We start from the raw sequence: 18639 nt of genomic DNA, 5'->3' as shown, positions 1-18639 counted from the left end.
ATCCGACGGCCCGTCCGCACCCCGCCGGCCCCGGCCGGCCCTCTCCCGTCCTCCCGTCGTCCACAGCGGACGACGCCCGACCCGTAAGCGGTGACCCATGGTGAGTGAGATGTCCCCCCTGCCGCCGAGCCCCGAGGACCGGATCGCCATCGTCGGCATCGGCTGCCGCTTCCCCGGTGGCGTCGACTCCCCGCAGGCGCTCTGGGAGTTGCTGATGGACGCGGGCGACGCGTCCGGACCGATACCCGAGGACCGGTGGGCGCCGCAGCGCGCCCAGTCCCGGGAGAACGCCGCCGTCCTGTCGCGGGTGATCTCAAACGGCGCGTTCATCGACGACATCAGCGGCTTCGACGCCGCCTTCTTCGGCATGTCCGCCACCGAGGCCCGCCAGCTCGACCCGCAGCAGCGCATGGCGCTGGAGGTGGCCTGGGAGGCGCTGGAGCACGCCGGCATTCCCGCGTCGAGCCTCGCGGGCAGCGACATCGGCGTCTTCGTCGGCGTCGGCACCGACGACTACGGCCGCCGACTCCTGGAGGACCTGCCGGGCGTCGAGGCGTGGACCGGTATCGGATCCTCGCTGTGCGGCGTGCCCAACCGGATTTCGTACACCCTCGATCTGCGCGGCCCGAGCGTCGCCGTGGACACCGCCTGCTCCTCCTCGCTGGTCGCACTCCACCAGGCGTGCGCCAGTCTGCGCAGCGGCGAGGTGCCCGTGGCGCTCGCCGGCGGCGTCATGCTGATGGCGGGCCCCGGCCTGACGACCGTCCTCGACATCGCGGGGGCGATCTCACCCGACGGCCGCTCCAAGGCGTTCGACGAGGCCGCGAACGGCTACGGCCGGGGCGAGGGCTGCGGCATCGTCGTCCTCAAGCGCCTCGCCGACGCCCGTCGCGACGGCGACCGTGTCATCGCGCTCGTCCGCGGCAGCGCCGTGCACCAGGACGGCCGTACCGACGGGATCATGGCGCCCAGCCCGACCGCTCAGGCGCATCTGCTGCGCAGGGCGTACGCGGCGGCCGGCGTCGCGCCCGGCGAGGTCGACTACGTCGAGGCGCACGGCACCGGCACCAAGGTCGGAGACCCGATCGAGGCCGCCGCGCTCGCCGAGGTCGTGGGCGACCGTGCCCCCGGGCGGGGCCCCTGCCTGATCGGATCCGTGAAGACCAACATCGGTCACTGCGAGGCGGCCGCCGGCGTCGCGGGTCTCATCAAGACCGCGCTCGCCATGCAGCACGGCGTCATCCCGCCGACCCTGACCGTCGACGGGCCGCGCAAGGACATCCCGTGGGCCGAGTCGGGTCTGAGCCTGGTCGCCGAGGCGACCCCGTGGCCGGCGGTGAACCGTCCGCGGCTGGCCGGTGTGGCCAGTTACGGCTACGGCGGCACGATCGCGCACGCCGTCCTGGAGCAGGCACCGGTGGACACCACTCAGGAGGCGGACGCCTCGGCGGACCCGTCCTCGGGCGCGGCCGAGGGGACGGGCGCGGCTTCCGCGAGCACGGACGTCACCCTCTACCCCGTCTCCTCCGCCAACGAGCCCGGCCTCGCCGCGCAGGCCGCGCGGCTCGCCGACGGCCTCGCGCCGCACGAGCTCGCGGACATCGGGCACACCCTCGCCCGGCGCCGGGCCCACCTCGCCGGACGCGGTGTTGTCGTCGCGGCGGACAAGGACGAACTCACCGCCGGTCTAAGGGCGTTGGCCGAGGGCGAGACCCATCCGGCCGTCGTCACCGGCGACGCGTCGGGCCCGTCCCGCGCGCCGGTCTGGGTGTTCTCCGGCCACGGCGCCCAGTGGTCGGGCATGGGCCGCGAACTGCTCGACGATGAGCCGGTGTTCGCCGCGGCCATCGACCGCCTCGGCCCCATCTACGCCGAGGAGCTCGGCCTCACCCCGCGCGAGGTGCTCACCAGCGGGGAGCTCGGCTCCGTCGACATCATCCAGTCCATGCTCTTCGCCATGCAGATCGGCCTCGCCGAGGTCTGGCGGCGCTACGGGGTCGTCCCCGGCGCGATCATCGGCCACTCCGTCGGTGAGATCGCCGCGGCCGTCGTCGCCGGTGTGCTGTCCGAGTCCGACGGCGCCCGGCTGGTGTGCCGCCGTTCCGCGCTGCTGCGCAAGGTGGCCGGCAACGGCGCCATGATCATGGTGGACCGGCCGTTCGACGAGGTGCGCGACATCATCGGCACCGACCCCACCCTGTGCGCCGCGATCGCCGCGTCTCCCACCTCGACCGTCGTCGCCGGAGACATCACCGCCGTCGACGAGGCCGCCGAGCAGTGGGCCGCGCTCGGCCGGACCGTCCGCCGGGTCGACTCCGACGTCGCCTTCCACAGCTCGCACATGGACGAGATCAGCGCCGATCTCGCCGTCGCCGTCGCGGACATCGAGGCCAGGACTGCGGACGTACCGCTCTACCTCACCGCGCTCGACGACCCGCGGTCCACCCGCAGGCAGGACGCGACCTACTGGGCGGCGAACCTGCGCAACCCCGTCCGGTTCGTCGATGCCGTCCAGGCCGCCGTCGAGGACGGGCACCGGACCTTCCTGGAGATCTCCGCGCACCCCGTGGTCAGTCACTCGGTCACGGAGACCACGGCCACCGTGCCGGGCGCGCTGGTCGTACCGACCCTGCGCCGCAACAAAACCGAACGCACCACGCTGCTCACCTCGCTGGCCCGTCTGCACTGCGCGAACGTGCCGGTCGACTGGTCCGTCCTCCAGCCCGCCGGACGCCGTGCCGATCTGCCGACGACGGCCTGGCAGCACGAGCGGCACTGGGTCGACGCCCGGGGGCTCACCGAGTCGCCCGTCGACACCCTGCTGGGCACCGAGACCGCGGTGCACGCCTCCCGGCTGCGGATCTGGCAGACCACGCTCGACCTGCGCACCCGCCCCTATCCGCGCCGGCACCCCGTCCTCGGCACCGAGATCGTCCCGGCCGCCGTGCTCGTGAACACCTTCCTGTCCGCCGGCCGCACCGACGTCCTGACCGACCTGCGGCTGCGCCAGCCGGTCGTCGTGCCGCAGCAGGAGACCCGCGAGGTGCAGATCGTCCGCGACGACACCGGCCTGCGGCTGGTCTCCCGCAAGCTCGGCGCGCCCGACACGGCATGGTCCACACACACCCTGGCCACCGTCGGCGGCGGAGAGCCCGCGGCGCCTGCCGGTGACGCGGACGCCCCCGAGGTGCTCGACCCCGGTCATGTCATCGAGCGGCTCGCCGAACTCGGCGTCGCCGACATGGGATACCCCTGGCGGATCGAGGAACTGCGCCGCGGCGAGGGCACGTTGACGGCCGTCGCGACCGCCGAACTCGACCGCAGCTGGGCGGCCGTCCTGGACGCCGCCCTGTCGATGGCGTCGGTCATCTTCACCGGCCCCGGCGTGCTGCGCATGCCCGCGCACATCGACCAGGTGACCCGCTCCGGCCCGCCGCCGCGCCGGGCCGCCATCACCGTCCGCCTCGACCCCGCCCGGCCCACGACCGTGCACGTGGAGATCCGCGGCACCGTCGAGGGCGAGGAGGACGACTCCGTCCTCACCCTGCGCGGTCTGCACTACGGGGAGCTCGACGGCGACCTCTCCGGGGAGGAGCAGAGCACCAGCGGCCGGTTCGAGCTGGAGTGGCAGCAGTTCCCGGTCGACACCGAGACGCACACCGCGCTGCCCGACCACACGGTTCTGGTGCTCGGCCCGACCGATCTCGCCCGCTCCCTGGTCCCGGCGTGCGCCGCGCACGGTGCCACGGTGAGCGTGGACGCCACCGCGGTCACCGACGCCGACCATGTGCTGTTCGCCCCGACCGCCGCCGAACCGGCGGACATCGCGGTCGAGTTCGCCCGCATCGTCGCCGAGGTCGCCTCCCTGCCCGGCCGCAAGCCGCTGCTGTGGTGCCTGACCGCGGGCGTACGGGACGCGGCCTCGATCGGCGATCTGGCGGGCTCACCGCTGTGGGGCATGGGCCGGGTGGCGGCGAGCGAACACCCCGAGTTCTGGGGCGGTGTCGTCGATCTGCCGGCGGGCGCGCCCGACGAGGTGAGCGCCGCGCTGCTGCTCAATCTGCTCCATCTGCGGCCCGCCGAGCCGGTATTGTCCGTCGCCGACGGCGCGGTCCACGTGCCCCGGCTGGTCCCCGCGACGCCGGTGCCGGACGCCGAGCCGTTCAGCTGCCGCGCCGACGGCACGTATCTGATCACCGGCGGCCTCGGTGTGCTGGGCCTCGAACTGGCCGAGCACCTCGCCCAGCGCGGCGCCCGCCGCATCGTCCTCCTCGGCCGTACCGCGGTGCCTCCGCGCGCCGCGTGGTCCGACGACGACCGCCGGGTCGGCGCGCTGCGCAGGCTGGAGTCCGCCGGGGTCACGGTGAGCACCGTCGCCGTGGACATCACCGACCTGGAGGCGACCCGGGCCGCGCTCGACGCGCTCGGCCTCCCGCCGGTGCGGGGCGTCGTCCACGCCGCGGGCACCGTGCACAGCGCGATGATGCACCGCCTGGAGGCGAGCGCACTGCGCGAGGTCATGCGGCCCAAGGCGGAGGGCGCGCTGGTCCTGCACGAGCTGTTCCCGCCGGGTTCGACGGACTTCTTCGTCCTCTTCTCCTCGGCGGGCCCGCTCCTCGGCCTGCCGGGCCAGGGCGCGTACGCCGCGGCCAACGCCTACCTCGACGCCCTCGCCGCCCACCGGCGGACCGGCGGCGCCCAGGAGTCCGTGAGCATCGCCTGGACCAGCTGGCGGGGGATGGGCATGGCGACCTCGGCCGACGCGACCGACGTCGAACTGGCCGCCCGCGGCACCGCCGACATTGCCCCGGACCAGGCGCTGCGCGCCTTCGACCAGACCGCGGCGGGAGCCCCGGGCGCGCTGGTCACGGTCATCAGCCTGCTGCGCGGCCACACGGGCCCGCGCCCCGCCCTGCTGGCGGAACTGGCGGGCGACGACGCCTCACGGCCCACGGAGGTACCGGACTGGGTGGGCCTGACGGGCGACGAACTGGCGGCGTACCTGCTCGACGACGTACGCCGCCGGGTCGCGGCGGTCCTCGGCATGCAGCCGGCGGCGGTCGGCGTCCACCGCCCCCTGACGGAGGCGGGAGTCGACTCCCTGCTGGCGGCGGCGGTACGGGTGGCGCTGGAGCGGGACCTTGGAGTGGCGCTCCCGGCGACGCTGCTGTGGAACTACCCGACGGTGAGCGAGATAGCGGGCTTCCTGGCGGGCATCCTGACGGAGTCCTCGACGACGGCGCACCAGCCGACGTCGTAGCAGCGCACGACTGAGTGGCGGGCCGGTCGCGTAGACCGTCCCGCCACTCGGTGGTTCTGTCACCGAGGTGTGCGCCGGGAGGTGCGGAGGAGGCCCTCCGGCGTCATGGGTCCGACAAGTGCGCCTGGTCGTGCGGGGCAACAATTGCAGCCCGTCCGGCGCTTGAGGACACGGCCGCGGCACAGGCGGCGGGTCGGCCGACGCACGGCGCGCAACGAGCCGGCGCCCGGTCGTGCGGGGCAACCATTGCAGCCCGTCCGGCGTTTGAGGACATGGCCGCAGGCCGTGCGGTACGGACGGCGGGTCGGCCGACGCATGGCCCGCAACCAGGCCCGCGCCCGGTCGTGCGGGGCAACCATTGCAGCCCGTCCGGCGTTTGAGGACATGGCCGCAGGCCGTGTGGCACGGGCGGCGGGTCGGCCGACGCACGGCCCGCAACCAGGCCCGTGCCCAGTCGTGCGGGCCAACAACCCGCAAACAGACCCGCGCCCAGTCGTGCGGGCCGCCACCACCCCGACGCGCGGGCCCCGGGAGCCGCAACCCCCGGGCCCACCCCCCACCGCTCACCCCTTCAGCAACGCCTCCGCCCCGTCCAGCGACCTCTCCACCGTCAGCCGGAAGAACGCCAGGTCCTGCGCCCCCGCGTCCTCGCTCCGGGCCACCGCCTGCGCGCCCGCCGCCGCGAGGCCCGGCCGGTTCGGGTCCGCCGCGAACGCGGCCATCGTTCGACCCATGTCCGCGCGTGCGCTCGGGAAGAAGCTGTCGCGGTCGTCCTCCACCGCCACCAGCATGAACGCGCTGTTGAGCAGATAGCGGTAGATCTCCGTCGCGTGGTCGCCGAACCCCGCGAGCAGGAGCACCTTGATGCCGGTGTCGATCGTCGGCAGCGCGGACGGCACGTTCGGCCCCACCACGACCAGCCGCCGCGCCACCCCCGGGTACTGCTTCAGGACGGCGCGCCCGTCGAAGGTGAGCGAGCTGAACCAGTCGCGCCACGGAACATCCGGATCCGGTACCGGTATACGGCCGATCACCTGGTCCGTGACCGCCATGACGACCGCCTCCCGGTCACCCACGTGATGGGCGACCACACCGGGCCAGACGTCCAACTTGGTGGCGATCTGCCGGATCGACCAGCCGTCGAGGCCGCGTTCCGCGGTCAGTTCGACGGCCGCGTCGATGATCTTCTCCGCCGTGATCGGCGGCAGGCCCGCCGAGGCGCGTGAGCGACGGCGCGGCGCTGACTCAGACATGACGAGAAACCTAACGCTGAGGGGAAGTGGCCGGAGCGACTTGACGCCCGGCGACCCGCAGGGCATAGAGTCAGCCTAACCTATTAGCCACTGTCTAAGAGGTGCCCGAACAGACCTGCCCGCTGCCGATACCGCCGCTGACGGCGCTGGTCGAGGCGTGCCCCGCTCGCTCGGGCCGCCGGTCGACCCGACCTGCCGACCGGCGCAATTGTCCGCATTTCGGCTCGCTCCCTGAGAGGCTCCGCGTCATGCGCAAATGGATGCCGCTGCTGGCGGTTTGCTTAGGCACCTTCATGCTGTTGATCGATGTGACCATCGTCAGCGTGGCGCTGCCCCAGATGACCGACTCGCTCGACGCGTCGTTCTCCGCCCTGCAATGGGTGGTCGACATCTACGTTCTGGTGCTCGCCGCACTGCTGATGGCGATCGGCTCGCTGTCCGACCTCACCGGCGCCCGCCGGGTCTACCTCGCCGGCCTGGCCGTGTTCGCCGTGGCGTCCCTCGCCTGCGGGCTCGCGGACAGCAGCGGCATGCTGATCGTCGCGCGCGGTGTCCAGGGCCTCGGCGCGGCGGCGATGTTCGCCACCAACACCGCACTGCTGGCGAGCAATTACCGCGGCAAGGACCGGGGCATCGCCTTCGGTCTGTGGGGTGCTGTCAACGGCGCCGCCGCCGCGGCCGGTCCGATACTCGGAGGTCTGCTCACCGAGCATCTCAACTGGCGGTGGATCTTCCTGGTCAACCTGCCCGTCGCGGCCATCGCCCTGATCGTCGGCCACAAGCACCTGACGGGCTCGTCCATCAGGACCGACCGCCGCGTCGACATCCCGGGCACGGTCGCCTTCACCCTGGCCTCCACCCTGTTGATCTTCGCCCTGATCCGTGCGGGCGAGGACGGCTGGGGCGCGGACATCACGCTCGCGCTGTTCGGCGGCACGGTGGTCGCGTTGATCGCCTTCGTCCTGGTCGAACGCGGCCGGCGCGATCCCATGCTCGACCTGAAGCTGCTGCGGACACCGTCGTTCGGCGGGCTGATGGCCGGCGCGGTGGTCTTCAGTGCGGCCGCCTTCGCCAATCTGGTGTTCGTGTCCGTCTGGGCGCAGTCGGTGCTGGAGCTCAGCCCGGTGAAGGCCGGTCTGATCCTGATGCCGCTCAGCGGAATGTCGTTCGTGGCGGCGGGCCTTGCGGGCCGCTTCCTCGCAAACGTCGCGCCACAGTGGCCGATCGGGGCCGGTCTGCTGCTGATCGGTGCCGGGACGCTGCTGGAGATGCTGCTCACCGGCACCTCCGGCTGGACGGCGCTGCTGCCCGGCATGCTGCTGACGGGTATCGGTGTCGGTATCGCCTCGCCGATCCTCGCGTCGGCCGCGCTGGCCGCCGCGCCGGCGAGCCGGGCGGGCATGGCGGGCGGAGCGGCGAACACGTTCCGGCAGCTGGGCTTCGCCGTCGGCATTCCGGTGGTCGGAGCCATTCTGTCCGGCGCGATCGGACGGGAGCTGGCCGACAACGGCTCGTTCGCCGACTCCGACGCGGCGGCCGAGCTGGTCACCGGCGGCAGGTCCGCGAGTGTGGTCGCCGAACTGCCCGCCCAGGCGCAGGCCGCGGGCGCGCGGGCCGTCGAGGACGCGTACGCCGCGGGACTCGACCAGGTCTTCCTCGTGAGCGGGCTCGCCGCTCTGCTCGCCGGGGTGCTGGTCCTGCTCCTGGTGCGCCGTTCTCCCGAACACCACGACACCGCGGTGCCGGACGACGGCGACCGCCCGAAGACGGCCGCGGAGGGTTCGCTCCGGGCCGTGTGAGAAACCGCTTTCCGGGGCACGCGGCCGACCGTGCGCGGGCCCCGGAAAACGGATGACCGTCCGGTCGGTAGGCCGGCCTTGACGAATTCCTAAATCGGAATGATCGCTTCCGTGAATTTTTCGCAATAGAGTGATTGTGAGCGGAACGTAAGTCAGAGCTATTGGCGCCGGTTTTGTCTATACCTGCTTGAAGGGTGGGGGGATGGTTGAGGATTGTACGGGGTTCCGGACTGCGTGCCGCGCGCATCAAGGCAGGATTAACACAGGACGAGGTGGCCAGACGCGCCGCCATCAGCGTACGAACTGTCCGTCACATTGAACGCGGGCACGTGAAGAATCCGCGGCACGAGACCCTGGCCCGTATGGCCGAGGTCGTCGGATATGAGGCCGCGGTTCCGGACGACGCCCCCGATATCGGGACCCCTGCCGAACCGCCCGCATTCGCCCAGGAGATACGGCTGCTCGGGCCGCTCACCGTCCTGAGCGCCGACGAGCCCGTGTCCATGCCGCTCAAGCAGCGCGCCCTGCTCGGCCTGCTCGCCGTGCAGCCCGACCAGACCGTCAGCCACGAAGAGATCGCCGACGTCCTGTGGAACGGCGAAGCACCGCCCGCCTACCCGCAGTTGGTGCACACCTACGTCGCCCGGCTGCGCCGCATCATCGAGCCCGGCCCCGGCCACGGCGGCACGACCCGCAGGATCAGCACCGTCCGCGGTGGATACGTCTTCAACAGCGGCGGAGTGCGACTGGACCTCTCCCGGTTCGAGGAGCGCGCCGCCCTGGCCGCCCGGACCGCCATGGACGACCCGTCCGCCGCGCTCGACCTCTACCGGCAGGCCCTGCGCTGCTGGCAGGGCCGGCTGCTCCAGGACCTGCCGCAGCTCTGGCACCACCCCTCCGTGGTCAGGGTGGCCCAGCGCCATATCGACGTGGCCATCGAGTTCGCCGATCTGGCGCTGCGGCTGAACCGGTCCGCGTTCGCCGTCGAGTACCTCAGGGTCGCCTCGTACGAGGAACCGCTGCACGAATCGCTGCAGGCCCGGATCATGCTGGCGCTCGCCGGTTCCGGCCGCCGCGCGGCGGCCCTGCGCCTGTTCACCGACCTGAGGATGCGGCTCAAGAAGGAACTCGGCGTGGAACCGAGCGAGGAGATCTGGCAGGCGCGCAACAGCATCCTCGTCCAGGACGGCGCCGAGAACCGCCCCGAGGCCGCCGGCCCCGCACCGGGCGAGCAGTACGGCACGCCCGACCACTCCTGGAACGGACCGCTGCCGCCCCGCACCCCTCCGCCCTCCTCCGCCCGTCCCCGCAGCCTCGCGCCGCCCGCCCAGCTTCCCCCGGTGATCGCCCCCTTCACCGGGAGACAGCAGCAACTGGCGGCCCTCGACGGCCTGCTGGCACAGCAGCACAAGGGATACGCGGCGGTCGGTATCGCGGCCATCCACGGTCCCTCCGAGATCGGGAAGACCGCACTGGCCGTCCGATGGGCCCACCAGCACCACGACGAGTTTCCCGACGGGCAGTTGTACGCCGATCTTCAGGGCAGCGCCGACCCGTCGGAACGGCCGGTGAACCCGAGCACCGTGCTCACCCGGTTCCTGCGCTCCCTCGGCGCGCCCGACGAGTGGATTCCGGACAACCCGGAGGAGGCGTCCGCCCTCTTCCGCAGCCTGCTCGCCGGCCGCCGCTTCCTCGTCGTGCTGGACGACGCGGCGGACGCGGCACAGGTCCGCTGCCTGTTGCCCGGGACACCGGGCAACGTCGTGCTCGTCACCAGCCGGGCACCTCTCATCGACCTGGTGACGCGCGAGGGCGCCATGAGCATGGCTCTCGACGTCCTGTCCGCCGCCGAGGCGTACGAGCTGATCGAGACGTATCTCGGTCCGGAGCGCACGGCGGCGGAACCCGAGGCCACCCAGGAACTGGCCGCCGTATGCGGGCAATATCCGCTGGAGCTGCGCATGGCCGTCGCCCGGCTCGCCGCGACGCCGCACGTCTCCATCCGCACACTCGTCTCCGAACTCGCGCGCGGCGGTGAGGCCGAGAACCTCTACCCGCTGCGTGCCCACCGGGCGTCGAGGCCGGGCCGTACGAACAAAGCCGCTGACAGCCGGTGGCAACGGCTGACATGAGCGCTGACAGCCTTACGCCAGGCTGACAGGAAATTCCGTCCCGTCCACTCCGAAGGAATCATCGCAGCTCAGCGCAGGAATTCCGCGGCTCGCAGGTTGACATGCCGATTAGGCGCACGTAAATCGGCGTTTGCGGCAGCGGAGTTCGGTTGCCCCGGCAGGGGTGCCCACCTAGGGTCACGATCGCGGGCAAGTCCCGATTAGCGGCCGGTTCGGCCAATGCTGATGATTCTTTGGCGCCTCGAAGTGCGAGGCGCCCTTACGGGGAAAAGCCGAACATTCCCCGAAGGCATGCAATAAGCCGTTTGGAGAGGATGGGAAATGGCGAACGTGACGGCCGAAGAAGCCCAGAAATGGCTGATCGAGGAGATCGCCCAGCGCCTGGGTGTGGCGCCGACAGAGGTTCCGCCCGACCAGTACTTCGACGAGCTCGACCTCGACAGCACCCAGGCACTGATCATCGCCGGTGAGATGGAGACCTGGCTGGGCTTCGAGCTCGGAACGACGGCGCTCTGGTACCACCCCACCATCGAGGCCCTCGCCGCCCACATCGCCGAGGAGAGCGAGAAGCGCACCGCCGCGGCGTAGCGCCACGGCGCACCGGACGGCCACGGCCGGCCGGTGCGGCCAGGCGAGCGAGACCCGCCGGTTCCGTACCGCTGGTGCCCGGCAAGGCCCGACGAGGCACCGAGAACGTGCCGTTCGGCCGGAGCGGAACCCCGCCACCGACGGCCTTGCCTCCCGCATCGCACCAGGCGACCCCGGTACGGCGCCGGCCGCCCGCCCGCCGCCGCGACAGTCGCCGATCCGGTCCGCCGCCCCGAGCGGCCGCCGACCGCCCCGGTCCCCACACGGACCGGGAGCCGGGGCGCCGAGACCGAAGTCCCTGTTCGCCCAGATCCAGAGAGACTTGCCGTGAACTCTTCGCAGGAATCCGACCTCGACCGTCGGCTCGCCCGGGACCCCATCGCCATCGTCGGCCTCTCCGCGCTCTACCCCAAGTCCAGCAATCTCACGGACTTCTGGGCGAACGTCGTCTCGGCCGCCGACTGCATCGACGACGTGCCCGCCGGACACTGGGACGTCGACGAGCACTACGACCCCGACCCCTCGGTGCCCGACAAGACGTACTCCAAGCGCGGCGGCTTCATCCCCGACGTCCCGTTCAACCCGCTGGAGTTCGGCCTCCCGCCGAACACCCTCGAGGTGACCGACGTCCTCCAGCTGCTCAGCCTGGTGGTCGCCCGGGACCTGCTGAAGGACGCCGGGGCCGACAAGGCTGGTCAGTCGTGGTACGACGCCTCCCGCACCGGAGTTGTCCTCGGCATCACCGGCGCCAACCAGCTCACCCAGCCGCTGACCGCGCGGCTGCAGAGCCCGGTGCTCAAGGAGGTCGTCCGCAGCTGCGGTCTCTCCGACAAGGACGCCGAGGAGATCGTCGCCAAGTTCCGCCTCGCGTACGCCCCGTGGGAGGAGAACTCCTTCCCCGGCATGCTCGGCAACGTCGTCGCCGGACGGGTCGCCAACCGGCTCGACCTCGGCGGCATCAACATGACGATCGACGCCGCCTGCGCCAGCTCCCTCGGCGCGGTCAGGACCGCGGTGAGCGAGCTGCTCGAAGGCCGCTCCGACACGATGCTGGTGGGCGGCTGCGACGCCGAGAACACCATCTTCATGTACCTGTGCTTCAGCAAGACGCCCGCGCTGTCCAAGTCCGGGCGCATCCGGCCGTTCGACAAGGACGCCGACGGCACCCTCATCGGCGAGGGCATCGGCATGCTCGCCCTGCGCCGCCTCGCCGACGCCGAGCGCGACGGCAACCAGATCTACGCGGTCCTGCGCGGCATGGGCACCTCCAGCGACGGCCGGTTCAAGTCCATCTACGCCCCGCGCAAGGAGGGCCAGATGGTCGCCCTGCGCCGCGCGTACGAGGACGCCGACTGCACGCCGTCCAGCATCGAGCTCTTCGAGGCGCACGGCACCGGAACCGCCGTCGGCGATGCGACCGAGCTGAGCGCACTGGCCGCGGTGGTCTCCGACGGCAACGACAGCCGGCAGTACGCGGCCGTCGGCAGCGTCAAGTCCCAGATCGGGCACACCAAGGCGGCCGCGGGCGCGGCCGGCCTGATCAAGCTGGCGCTCTCGCTGCACCACAAGGTCCTGCCGCCGACCATCAACGTCGACGAGCCGAACCCCGCCATCGACTTCGCCTCCGGGCCGTTCTACGTCAACACCGAGGCACGGCCCTGGATCCGCGACCCCGAGCGCCCCAAGCGCCGCGCCGCCATCTCCTCGTTCGGCTTCGGCGGCACCAACTTCCACATGGTGCTGGAGGAGCACGGCGACGGAGACGACCTGCGGGTCTCCTACCCCGTCGCCCGTGTGCACCTGTGGCACGCGCCCGACACCGCCGCCCTCACCGAGCTGCTCGCCGACGGCGCGCCCGCCACCGGCGGCCCGGCCCCCGCGGGCCACGCCCGTGTCGCGCTGGCCGCGCGCGGCGAGGACGAGCTGAAGTCCCTGCGCGACCTGGCCCTCGGTGAACTGCGCGCCCGGCCCGACGCCGACGCCTGGTCGCACCCCAAGGGAGTCCACTACCGCCGCAGCGCCGCTCCGGCCGGCAAGGTCGGCGCACTCTTCGCGGGTCAGGGCAGCCAGTACGTCAACCTCGGCCAGAGCGCCGTGATGGCGCTGCCGCCGCTGCGGTCCGCCTTCGACCGGGCCAATGTGCACTTCGAGGGCTCCGCGCCGCTGTCCCGTGTCGCGTTCCCGCCGCCGCTGTTCGGCGCCGGTGTGCGCGCCGCGCAGGAAACCGCCCTCCAGGCCACCGCGTACGCGCAGCCCGCGATCGGCGCCCTGTCCGCCGGCCAGTTCCGCTATCTGTCCGAACTCGGCTTCGGAGCCGAAGGGTTCCTCGGCCACAGCTTCGGCGAGCTGACCGCGCTGTGGGCCTCCGGCGCCCTCGACGACGACGCCTTCTTCGCTCTCGCCCGGGCCCGCGGCAAGGCCATGGCCCCGCCGCCGGAGTCCGGCTTCGACGCCGGTGCGATGGCCGCGGTCTCCGCCCCCGAGGAGCGGGTCGCCGAACTCCTCGCCGACCGCCCCGGCCTGGTCGTCTGCAACCGCAACGCGGCCGACCAGATCGTGGTCGGCGGCGCCACCGAAGAGGTGGAGCGCCTGGTCGCCGCCGCGAAGGACGCGGGTCTGCGGGCGAGCCGGCTGCCGGTGTCCGCCGCGTTCCACACCCCCTTCGTCGGCCACGCCGTCGACGCCTTCCGCGGTGACGTGGCGCGCGTCGAGGTCCGCCGGCCGAACGGCACCGTCTTCGCCAACACCCGCGGCGCGGCCTACGGCGACGACATCGACGCCAACCGCACGGTCCTCGCCGAACAGCTCATCAACCCGGTCGACTTCGCCGCCCGCGTCGAGGAGATGTACGCCGCCGGGTTCCGCGTCTTCGTGGAGTTCGGTCCGAAGAGCGTCCTCACCCAGCTCGTCCGCCGCATCCTCGGCGACCGTGAGCACACCGTGGTCAGCCTCGACGCCGGCCCCGGACGGGACGCCGATGTCGCGCTGAAGCAGGCCGTCGCCCAGCTCGCCGTCCTCGGACTGCCGCTCGCCACCACCGACCGCTATGTCGCCGAGGCCGTGGCCGAGGTGCCCGCCAAGGGCATGTCGATCCTGCTGAACGGCATCAACTACGTCTCTCCCGAGCGCAGGGCGGCCTACCGCGACGCGATCGACAACGGCTACCGGATCGCCGTCCCGGCGACACCCGCGGTACCGGCTCCCGCCGCGGCCCCGACCCCGTCACCGGTGGCCGCAACGCCCCGACCGGCCCCGGTGACGGTCCAGCCCCCGGCCCCCACGCCCGCCGCACGGCCGGCCGCCGCCCCCGCCGTACGGCCGGCGGCCGCCTCCGCGCCGGTCCCGGCCCCTGCCGCGACCGCCACGGCGGTGCTGCCCGCGCCCGCGGCCGCGGTGGCGCCCACCCCCGCCCCTGCTCCCACCGTCATGGAGACAGCCCACGTGGACAGTGATCGCCTGGCCGGTCTGGTGGCCGACCACCTCGCCCTGCACGACGACTACCTCAACGGCCAGTTGCAGAGCGCCGAGCGTCTGACCGGTCTGCTGGAGCGCGCCGCCGACCAGGGACAGCTCGGCCAGGTCCTGGCCGGGGTGAACGCGGTCAAGGAGCACGGCCTCGACATCGGCCGCAGCCATCTGCGCGCCAACGAGATCCTGCGCGACCTGGCCGGCCTGGAACTCGGCACTGCCCCCGCCCCGGCGGGCCGCGCCACGGCGGAGCAGACCGCGCCGGCCCTGGCCGCCCCGGTCGCGCAGCCGGTGGCCGCCGTACCGGTCCCGGCCGCACTCGCCGCCGCCCCGGCCCCCGCCCGGCCCCTGGCCCCCGCACCGCAGGCGCTGCCCGCGGCCCCGGTGGTCACCGCGCCCGCCATCGCCGCCCCGCCCGCCCCCGTCGCACCGGCGGCTGCTCCCGCCGCCGCGGCTCCGGCCGGCCTGGACGCGGCCACGGTGGAGGCGGTGCTGCTGGAGGTGGTCGGTGAGAAGACCGGTTACCCGGCGGACATGCTGGAGTTGGACATGGACATCGAGGCCGATCTGGGCATCGATTCCATCAAGCGTGTCGAGATCATGGGTGTGTTGCAGGAGCGGTTCGAGGGCGGGATATCGGCCGGTCCGGAGCAGCTCGCGGAGCTTCGTACGCTGCGTCACATCGTGGAGTTCATGAGCGCCAGCGCGGCGCCCCAGGCGGCTGCTCCCGCCGCTGCGGCTCCGGCCGGCCTGGATGCCGCGACGGTGGAGGCGGCTCTGCTGGAGGTCGTCGGTGAGAAGACCGGCTATCCGGCGGACATGCTGGAGCTGGACATGGACATCGAGGCCGATCTGGGCATCGATTCCATCAAGCGTGTCGAGATCATGGGTGTGTTGCAGGAGCGGTTCGAGGGCGGGATATCGGCCGGTCCGGAGCAGCTCGCGGAGCTTCGTACGCTGCGTCACATCGTGGAGTTCATGAGCGCCAACGCGGCGCCTCAGGCGGCTGCTCCCGCCGCCGCTGCTGCGGCTCCGGCCGGCCTGGATGCCGCGACGGTGGAGGCGGTGCTGCTGGAGGTGGTCGGTGAGAAGACCGGTTACCCGGCGGACATGCTGGAGCTGGACATGGACATCGAGGCCGACTTGGGCATCGATTCCATCAAGCGTGTCGAGATCATGGGCGTCCTCCAGGAGCGGTTCGGCGAGAGCATCTCCGCCGGTCCCGAGCAGCTCGCCGAGCTCCGGACCCTGCGCCACATCGTCGACTTCATGAGCGCCAGCGCGGCGCCTCAGGCCGCCGCTCCCGCAGCCCCGGCCCCCGCCGGTCCGGACGCGGCCGGTGTCGAGTCCGTCCTGCTGGAGGTGGTCGGTCAGAAGACCGGCTATCCGGCGGACATGCTGGAGCTGGACATGGACATCGAGGCCGACTTGGGCATCGATTCCATCAAGCGTGTCGAGATCATGGGCGTCCTCCAGGAGCGGTTCGGCGAGAGCATCTCCGCCGGTCCCGAGCAGCTCGCCGAGCTCCGGACCCTGCGCCACATCGTCGACTTCATGAGCGGCGGCGCCTCCGAAGCGGCTCCCGCAGCCGCGCAGGCAGCCGCCCCCGCCGGCGACGAGCCCGCGGCCGCCAAGCCCGGTGGCGGCATCGGCCGCGCGCAGGCCGCGCTCGTCGATCTGCCCACCCCCGACCGGCTCGTCGGCGCGTACGCCGAGGGCTCGGGCGCACTCGTCGTCGACGACGGCGCCGAGCTCGCACCCGCGCTCGTGAACCGGCTCATCGAGTCGGGCCGCCATGTGCACGTCCTGCGTCTGCCGGGTGTCGCCGAGCGCATCAGCGGCGTCAAGGACCACGCCCTGTCCGGCTGGGGCGTGACCGAACTGGCCGAGCAGATGGAGGAGATCCTCGCCGACCGCATCAGCCTGGTGCTCGACCTCTCCGCCGCGCGCGGCGCCGACTGGTCCGAGGGCGTACGCCGCCTCGCCCACACGCTGCTCGCCGCCAAGCACGCCGTCCAGCCGCTGACCACCGCGGCCGCCTCCGGCCGTGCCGCCTTCGTCACCGTCACCCGGCTCGACGGCGCCTTCGGCCTCGGCGGGGTCCCCGAAGAACTCGCCCCCGTCGGTGGGTCCGCGGGTCTCGTCAAGACCCTTGCGGTGGAGGCCCCGGAGCTGTTCTGCCGGGCCGTCGACATCGCCCCCGCGCTGAGCCCGGACGCCGGAGCCGCGCTGCTGCTCGCCGAGGTCGAGGACGCGGTCACGGACATCGTCCAGGTCGGCCTCGACGGCGCCCGCCGCGTCGCTCTGACCCTCGCCGAGCAGTCGCTGACCGCCTCCGACACCGAGACCGCGCCGCAGCTCACCTCCGAGGACCTGCTCGTCGTCACCGGCGGAGGCCGCGGCATCACCGCCGCCTGCGTCGTCGAACTGGCCAAGCGCCACCGGCCCGGACTGCTGCTCCTCGGCCGCACCCCGCTGGAGGAGGAGCCCGCCTGGGCGCAGGGTGTCGACGCGCCCGCTCTCAAGGCGGCTGCCGCCTCCCACCTGAAGTCGGCGGGGGAGAAGCCGACCCCGAAGCGGGTCGAGCAGCTCTACCGGGCCGTCGTCGGCGCCCGCGAGATCCGCCGGACCCTCGCCGACGTCGAGGCCGCCGGCAGCCGCGCCGAGTACCTCGCCGTGGACATCACCGACCCGCAGGCGACCGCCGCCGCGCTCGCCCCGCACAAGGCCCGCATCACGGGTCTGGTGCACGGCGCCGGCGTCCTCGCCGACCAGCTCATCGCCAACAAGAAGGCGTCCGAGGTCGAGCGGGTCTTCGCCCCCAAGCTGACCGGACTGCGCGCCGTGACCGCGGCGCTCGACCCCGAGACCCTGCGGCACGTCGTCCTGTTCTCCTCGGTCGCCGGATTCTTCGGCAACCGCGGGCAGTCGGACTACGCCATGGCCAACGAGGTCCTCAATGCCTGGGCGTCGTCCTGGAAGCAGCGCCACCCCGCCGCCCGCGTCACCTCCCTCAACTGGGGTGCCTGGGACAGCGGAATGGTCTCCCCGGAGGTCAAGGCCGTCTTCCAGGAGCGCGGCATCACCCTGATCCCGGTGGACACCGGAGCCCGGATGTTCACCGAGCAGTTCGCCCCGGAGCGCGCCGGTGACGTCGTCACCGTGCTCGGCCCGACGACGCCCCTGTCGGAGCCGGAGCGGACCGCCACCACGGCCACCGTCACCGTCGAACGCCCGCTGGCGGCGCTGGAGAACGAGCAGATCCTCACCGACCACGTCATCGGTGAATCCCCGGTCCTCCCGGCGGTCGTCGCCCTCGGCTGGGCGATCGGCGCGGTGGAGCGCGCCGGCGGCACCGAGGTGCGCCAGGTGCACGACTTCTCGGTGCACAAGGGCATCGTCTTCGACGCCGGCCGGCCGGAGCGCATCAGCCTGGCGATGACTCCCGACGGCGACAGCGTCCGTACCGCGATCCACGCCGTCGACGCGCAGGGCACCGCACGACCGCACTACGCGGCCGTCGTCACCCCGCAGGCCCCGCCCGCCGCGGCCACGGTCGGCGCACTGCCCGCGCTCGGCACCGGCCGCGACGCCGCCGAGCTCTACAGCGACGGCACGCTCTTCCACGGCCCGTCCCTGCGGGGCGTGCGCCGGGTGCTCGCCGAGGACGCGTCGGTGAACCGGCTGGTCCTGGAGTGCGCACTGACCGAACACCGCCCGGCCGGCGGCGCGTTCGCCGGCTCCCGCTTCGCCCCCGGCACGGCGGACCTGCTGCTCCAGGCGGGCCTCGTCTGGGTGCGGCTGTTCCGCGGCACCGCCGGGCTGCCCCTGTCCGTCGGCCGTGTGGACCTGCACCACCCGCTGCCCGACGGCGAGCCCTTCCTGATCGTGGTCGAGCCCGCCGCCACCGGCGGCAACGGCTCCGGCGCCTCGCTCACCGTCACCGCCTGCACTCCCGACGGACGGGTGCTCACCCGCTTCGACGGCGTATCCGTGGTCTCGGCCCCCCAGTTGGCGGCCAAGTTCATCAGCGGCTGATTCCGCTTCGTACCCGACGCAAGCGATCGGGTCGGCCCGGACGGCGCACACCCGTGCCCGTCCGGGCCGGCCCCGCCCCTCAGAAGGGACCCGAAAGCTCT

At 72.7% G+C, this 18639-nt stretch carries 6 protein-coding genes; 5 read left to right on the top strand and 1 reads right to left on the bottom strand.

Translation table 11 applies throughout. The features are described from left to right. The first annotated feature begins 109 nt into the window (after positions 1 to 109). A complete protein-coding gene (locus OHA05_RS10570) occupies positions 110 to 5260 on the top strand; it encodes a type I polyketide synthase (protein ID WP_328860408.1) in 5151 nt (1716 codons plus the stop codon). Between the two features lie 563 nt (positions 5261 to 5823). Here OHA05_RS10570 and OHA05_RS10565 read toward each other — a convergent pair. Then, a complete protein-coding gene (locus OHA05_RS10565; protein ID WP_313946590.1) occupies positions 5824 to 6513 on the bottom strand; it encodes a TetR/AcrR family transcriptional regulator in 690 nt (229 codons plus the stop codon). 248 nt (positions 6514 to 6761) lie between these two features. Between OHA05_RS10565 and OHA05_RS10560 the strand changes: the two genes are divergently transcribed. From OHA05_RS10560 to OHA05_RS10545, 4 genes are all read left to right on the top strand, one after another. Next, the gene (locus OHA05_RS10560) at positions 6762 to 8312 is read left to right on the top strand and encodes an MFS transporter (RefSeq protein WP_313946591.1); all 1551 of its coding nucleotides are present in this window, start codon (positions 6762 to 6764) and stop codon (positions 8310 to 8312) included. A 194-nt stretch (positions 8313 to 8506) separates the two neighbouring features. Next, on the top strand, positions 8507 to 10444 hold the full coding sequence (locus tag OHA05_RS10555) for a BTAD domain-containing putative transcriptional regulator (protein ID WP_328860407.1): 1938 nt from the start codon (positions 8507 to 8509) through the stop codon (positions 10442 to 10444). 321 nt (positions 10445 to 10765) lie between these two features. Beyond that, complete coding sequence (locus OHA05_RS10550) at positions 10766 to 11032, top strand: acyl carrier protein (protein WP_313946593.1); 267 nt, start codon at positions 10766 to 10768, stop codon at positions 11030 to 11032. 327 nt (positions 11033 to 11359) lie between these two features. After that, positions 11360 to 18538, top strand: a complete 7179-nt coding sequence (locus OHA05_RS10545) for an SDR family NAD(P)-dependent oxidoreductase (protein ID WP_328860406.1) — start codon at positions 11360 to 11362, stop codon at positions 18536 to 18538. Positions 18539 to 18639: the final 101 nt, after the last annotated feature.

Origin of the sequence: Streptomyces sp. NBC_00306, from assembly GCF_036169555.1 — a bacterium.
GTDB lineage: Bacteria > Actinomycetota > Actinomycetes > Streptomycetales > Streptomycetaceae > Streptomyces > Streptomyces achmelvichensis.
This window is presented reverse-complemented; position numbering and strand designations above follow the sequence as displayed.

What these genes read in the sequence shown, in the direction of transcription:
- OHA05_RS10550 (WP_313946593.1), top strand. Translation starts at nt 10,766, where the DNA reads ATGGCGAACGTGACGGCCGAAGAAGCCCAGAAATGGCTGATCGAGGAG.
- OHA05_RS10565 (WP_313946590.1), bottom strand. Translation starts at nt 6,513, where the DNA reads ATGTCTGAGTCAGCGCCGCGCCGTCGCTCACGCGCCTCGGCGGGCCTG.
- OHA05_RS10570 (WP_328860408.1), top strand. Translation starts at nt 110, where the DNA reads ATGTCCCCCCTGCCGCCGAGCCCCGAGGACCGGATCGCCATCGTCGGC.
- OHA05_RS10560 (WP_313946591.1), top strand. Translation starts at nt 6,762, where the DNA reads ATGCGCAAATGGATGCCGCTGCTGGCGGTTTGCTTAGGCACCTTCATG.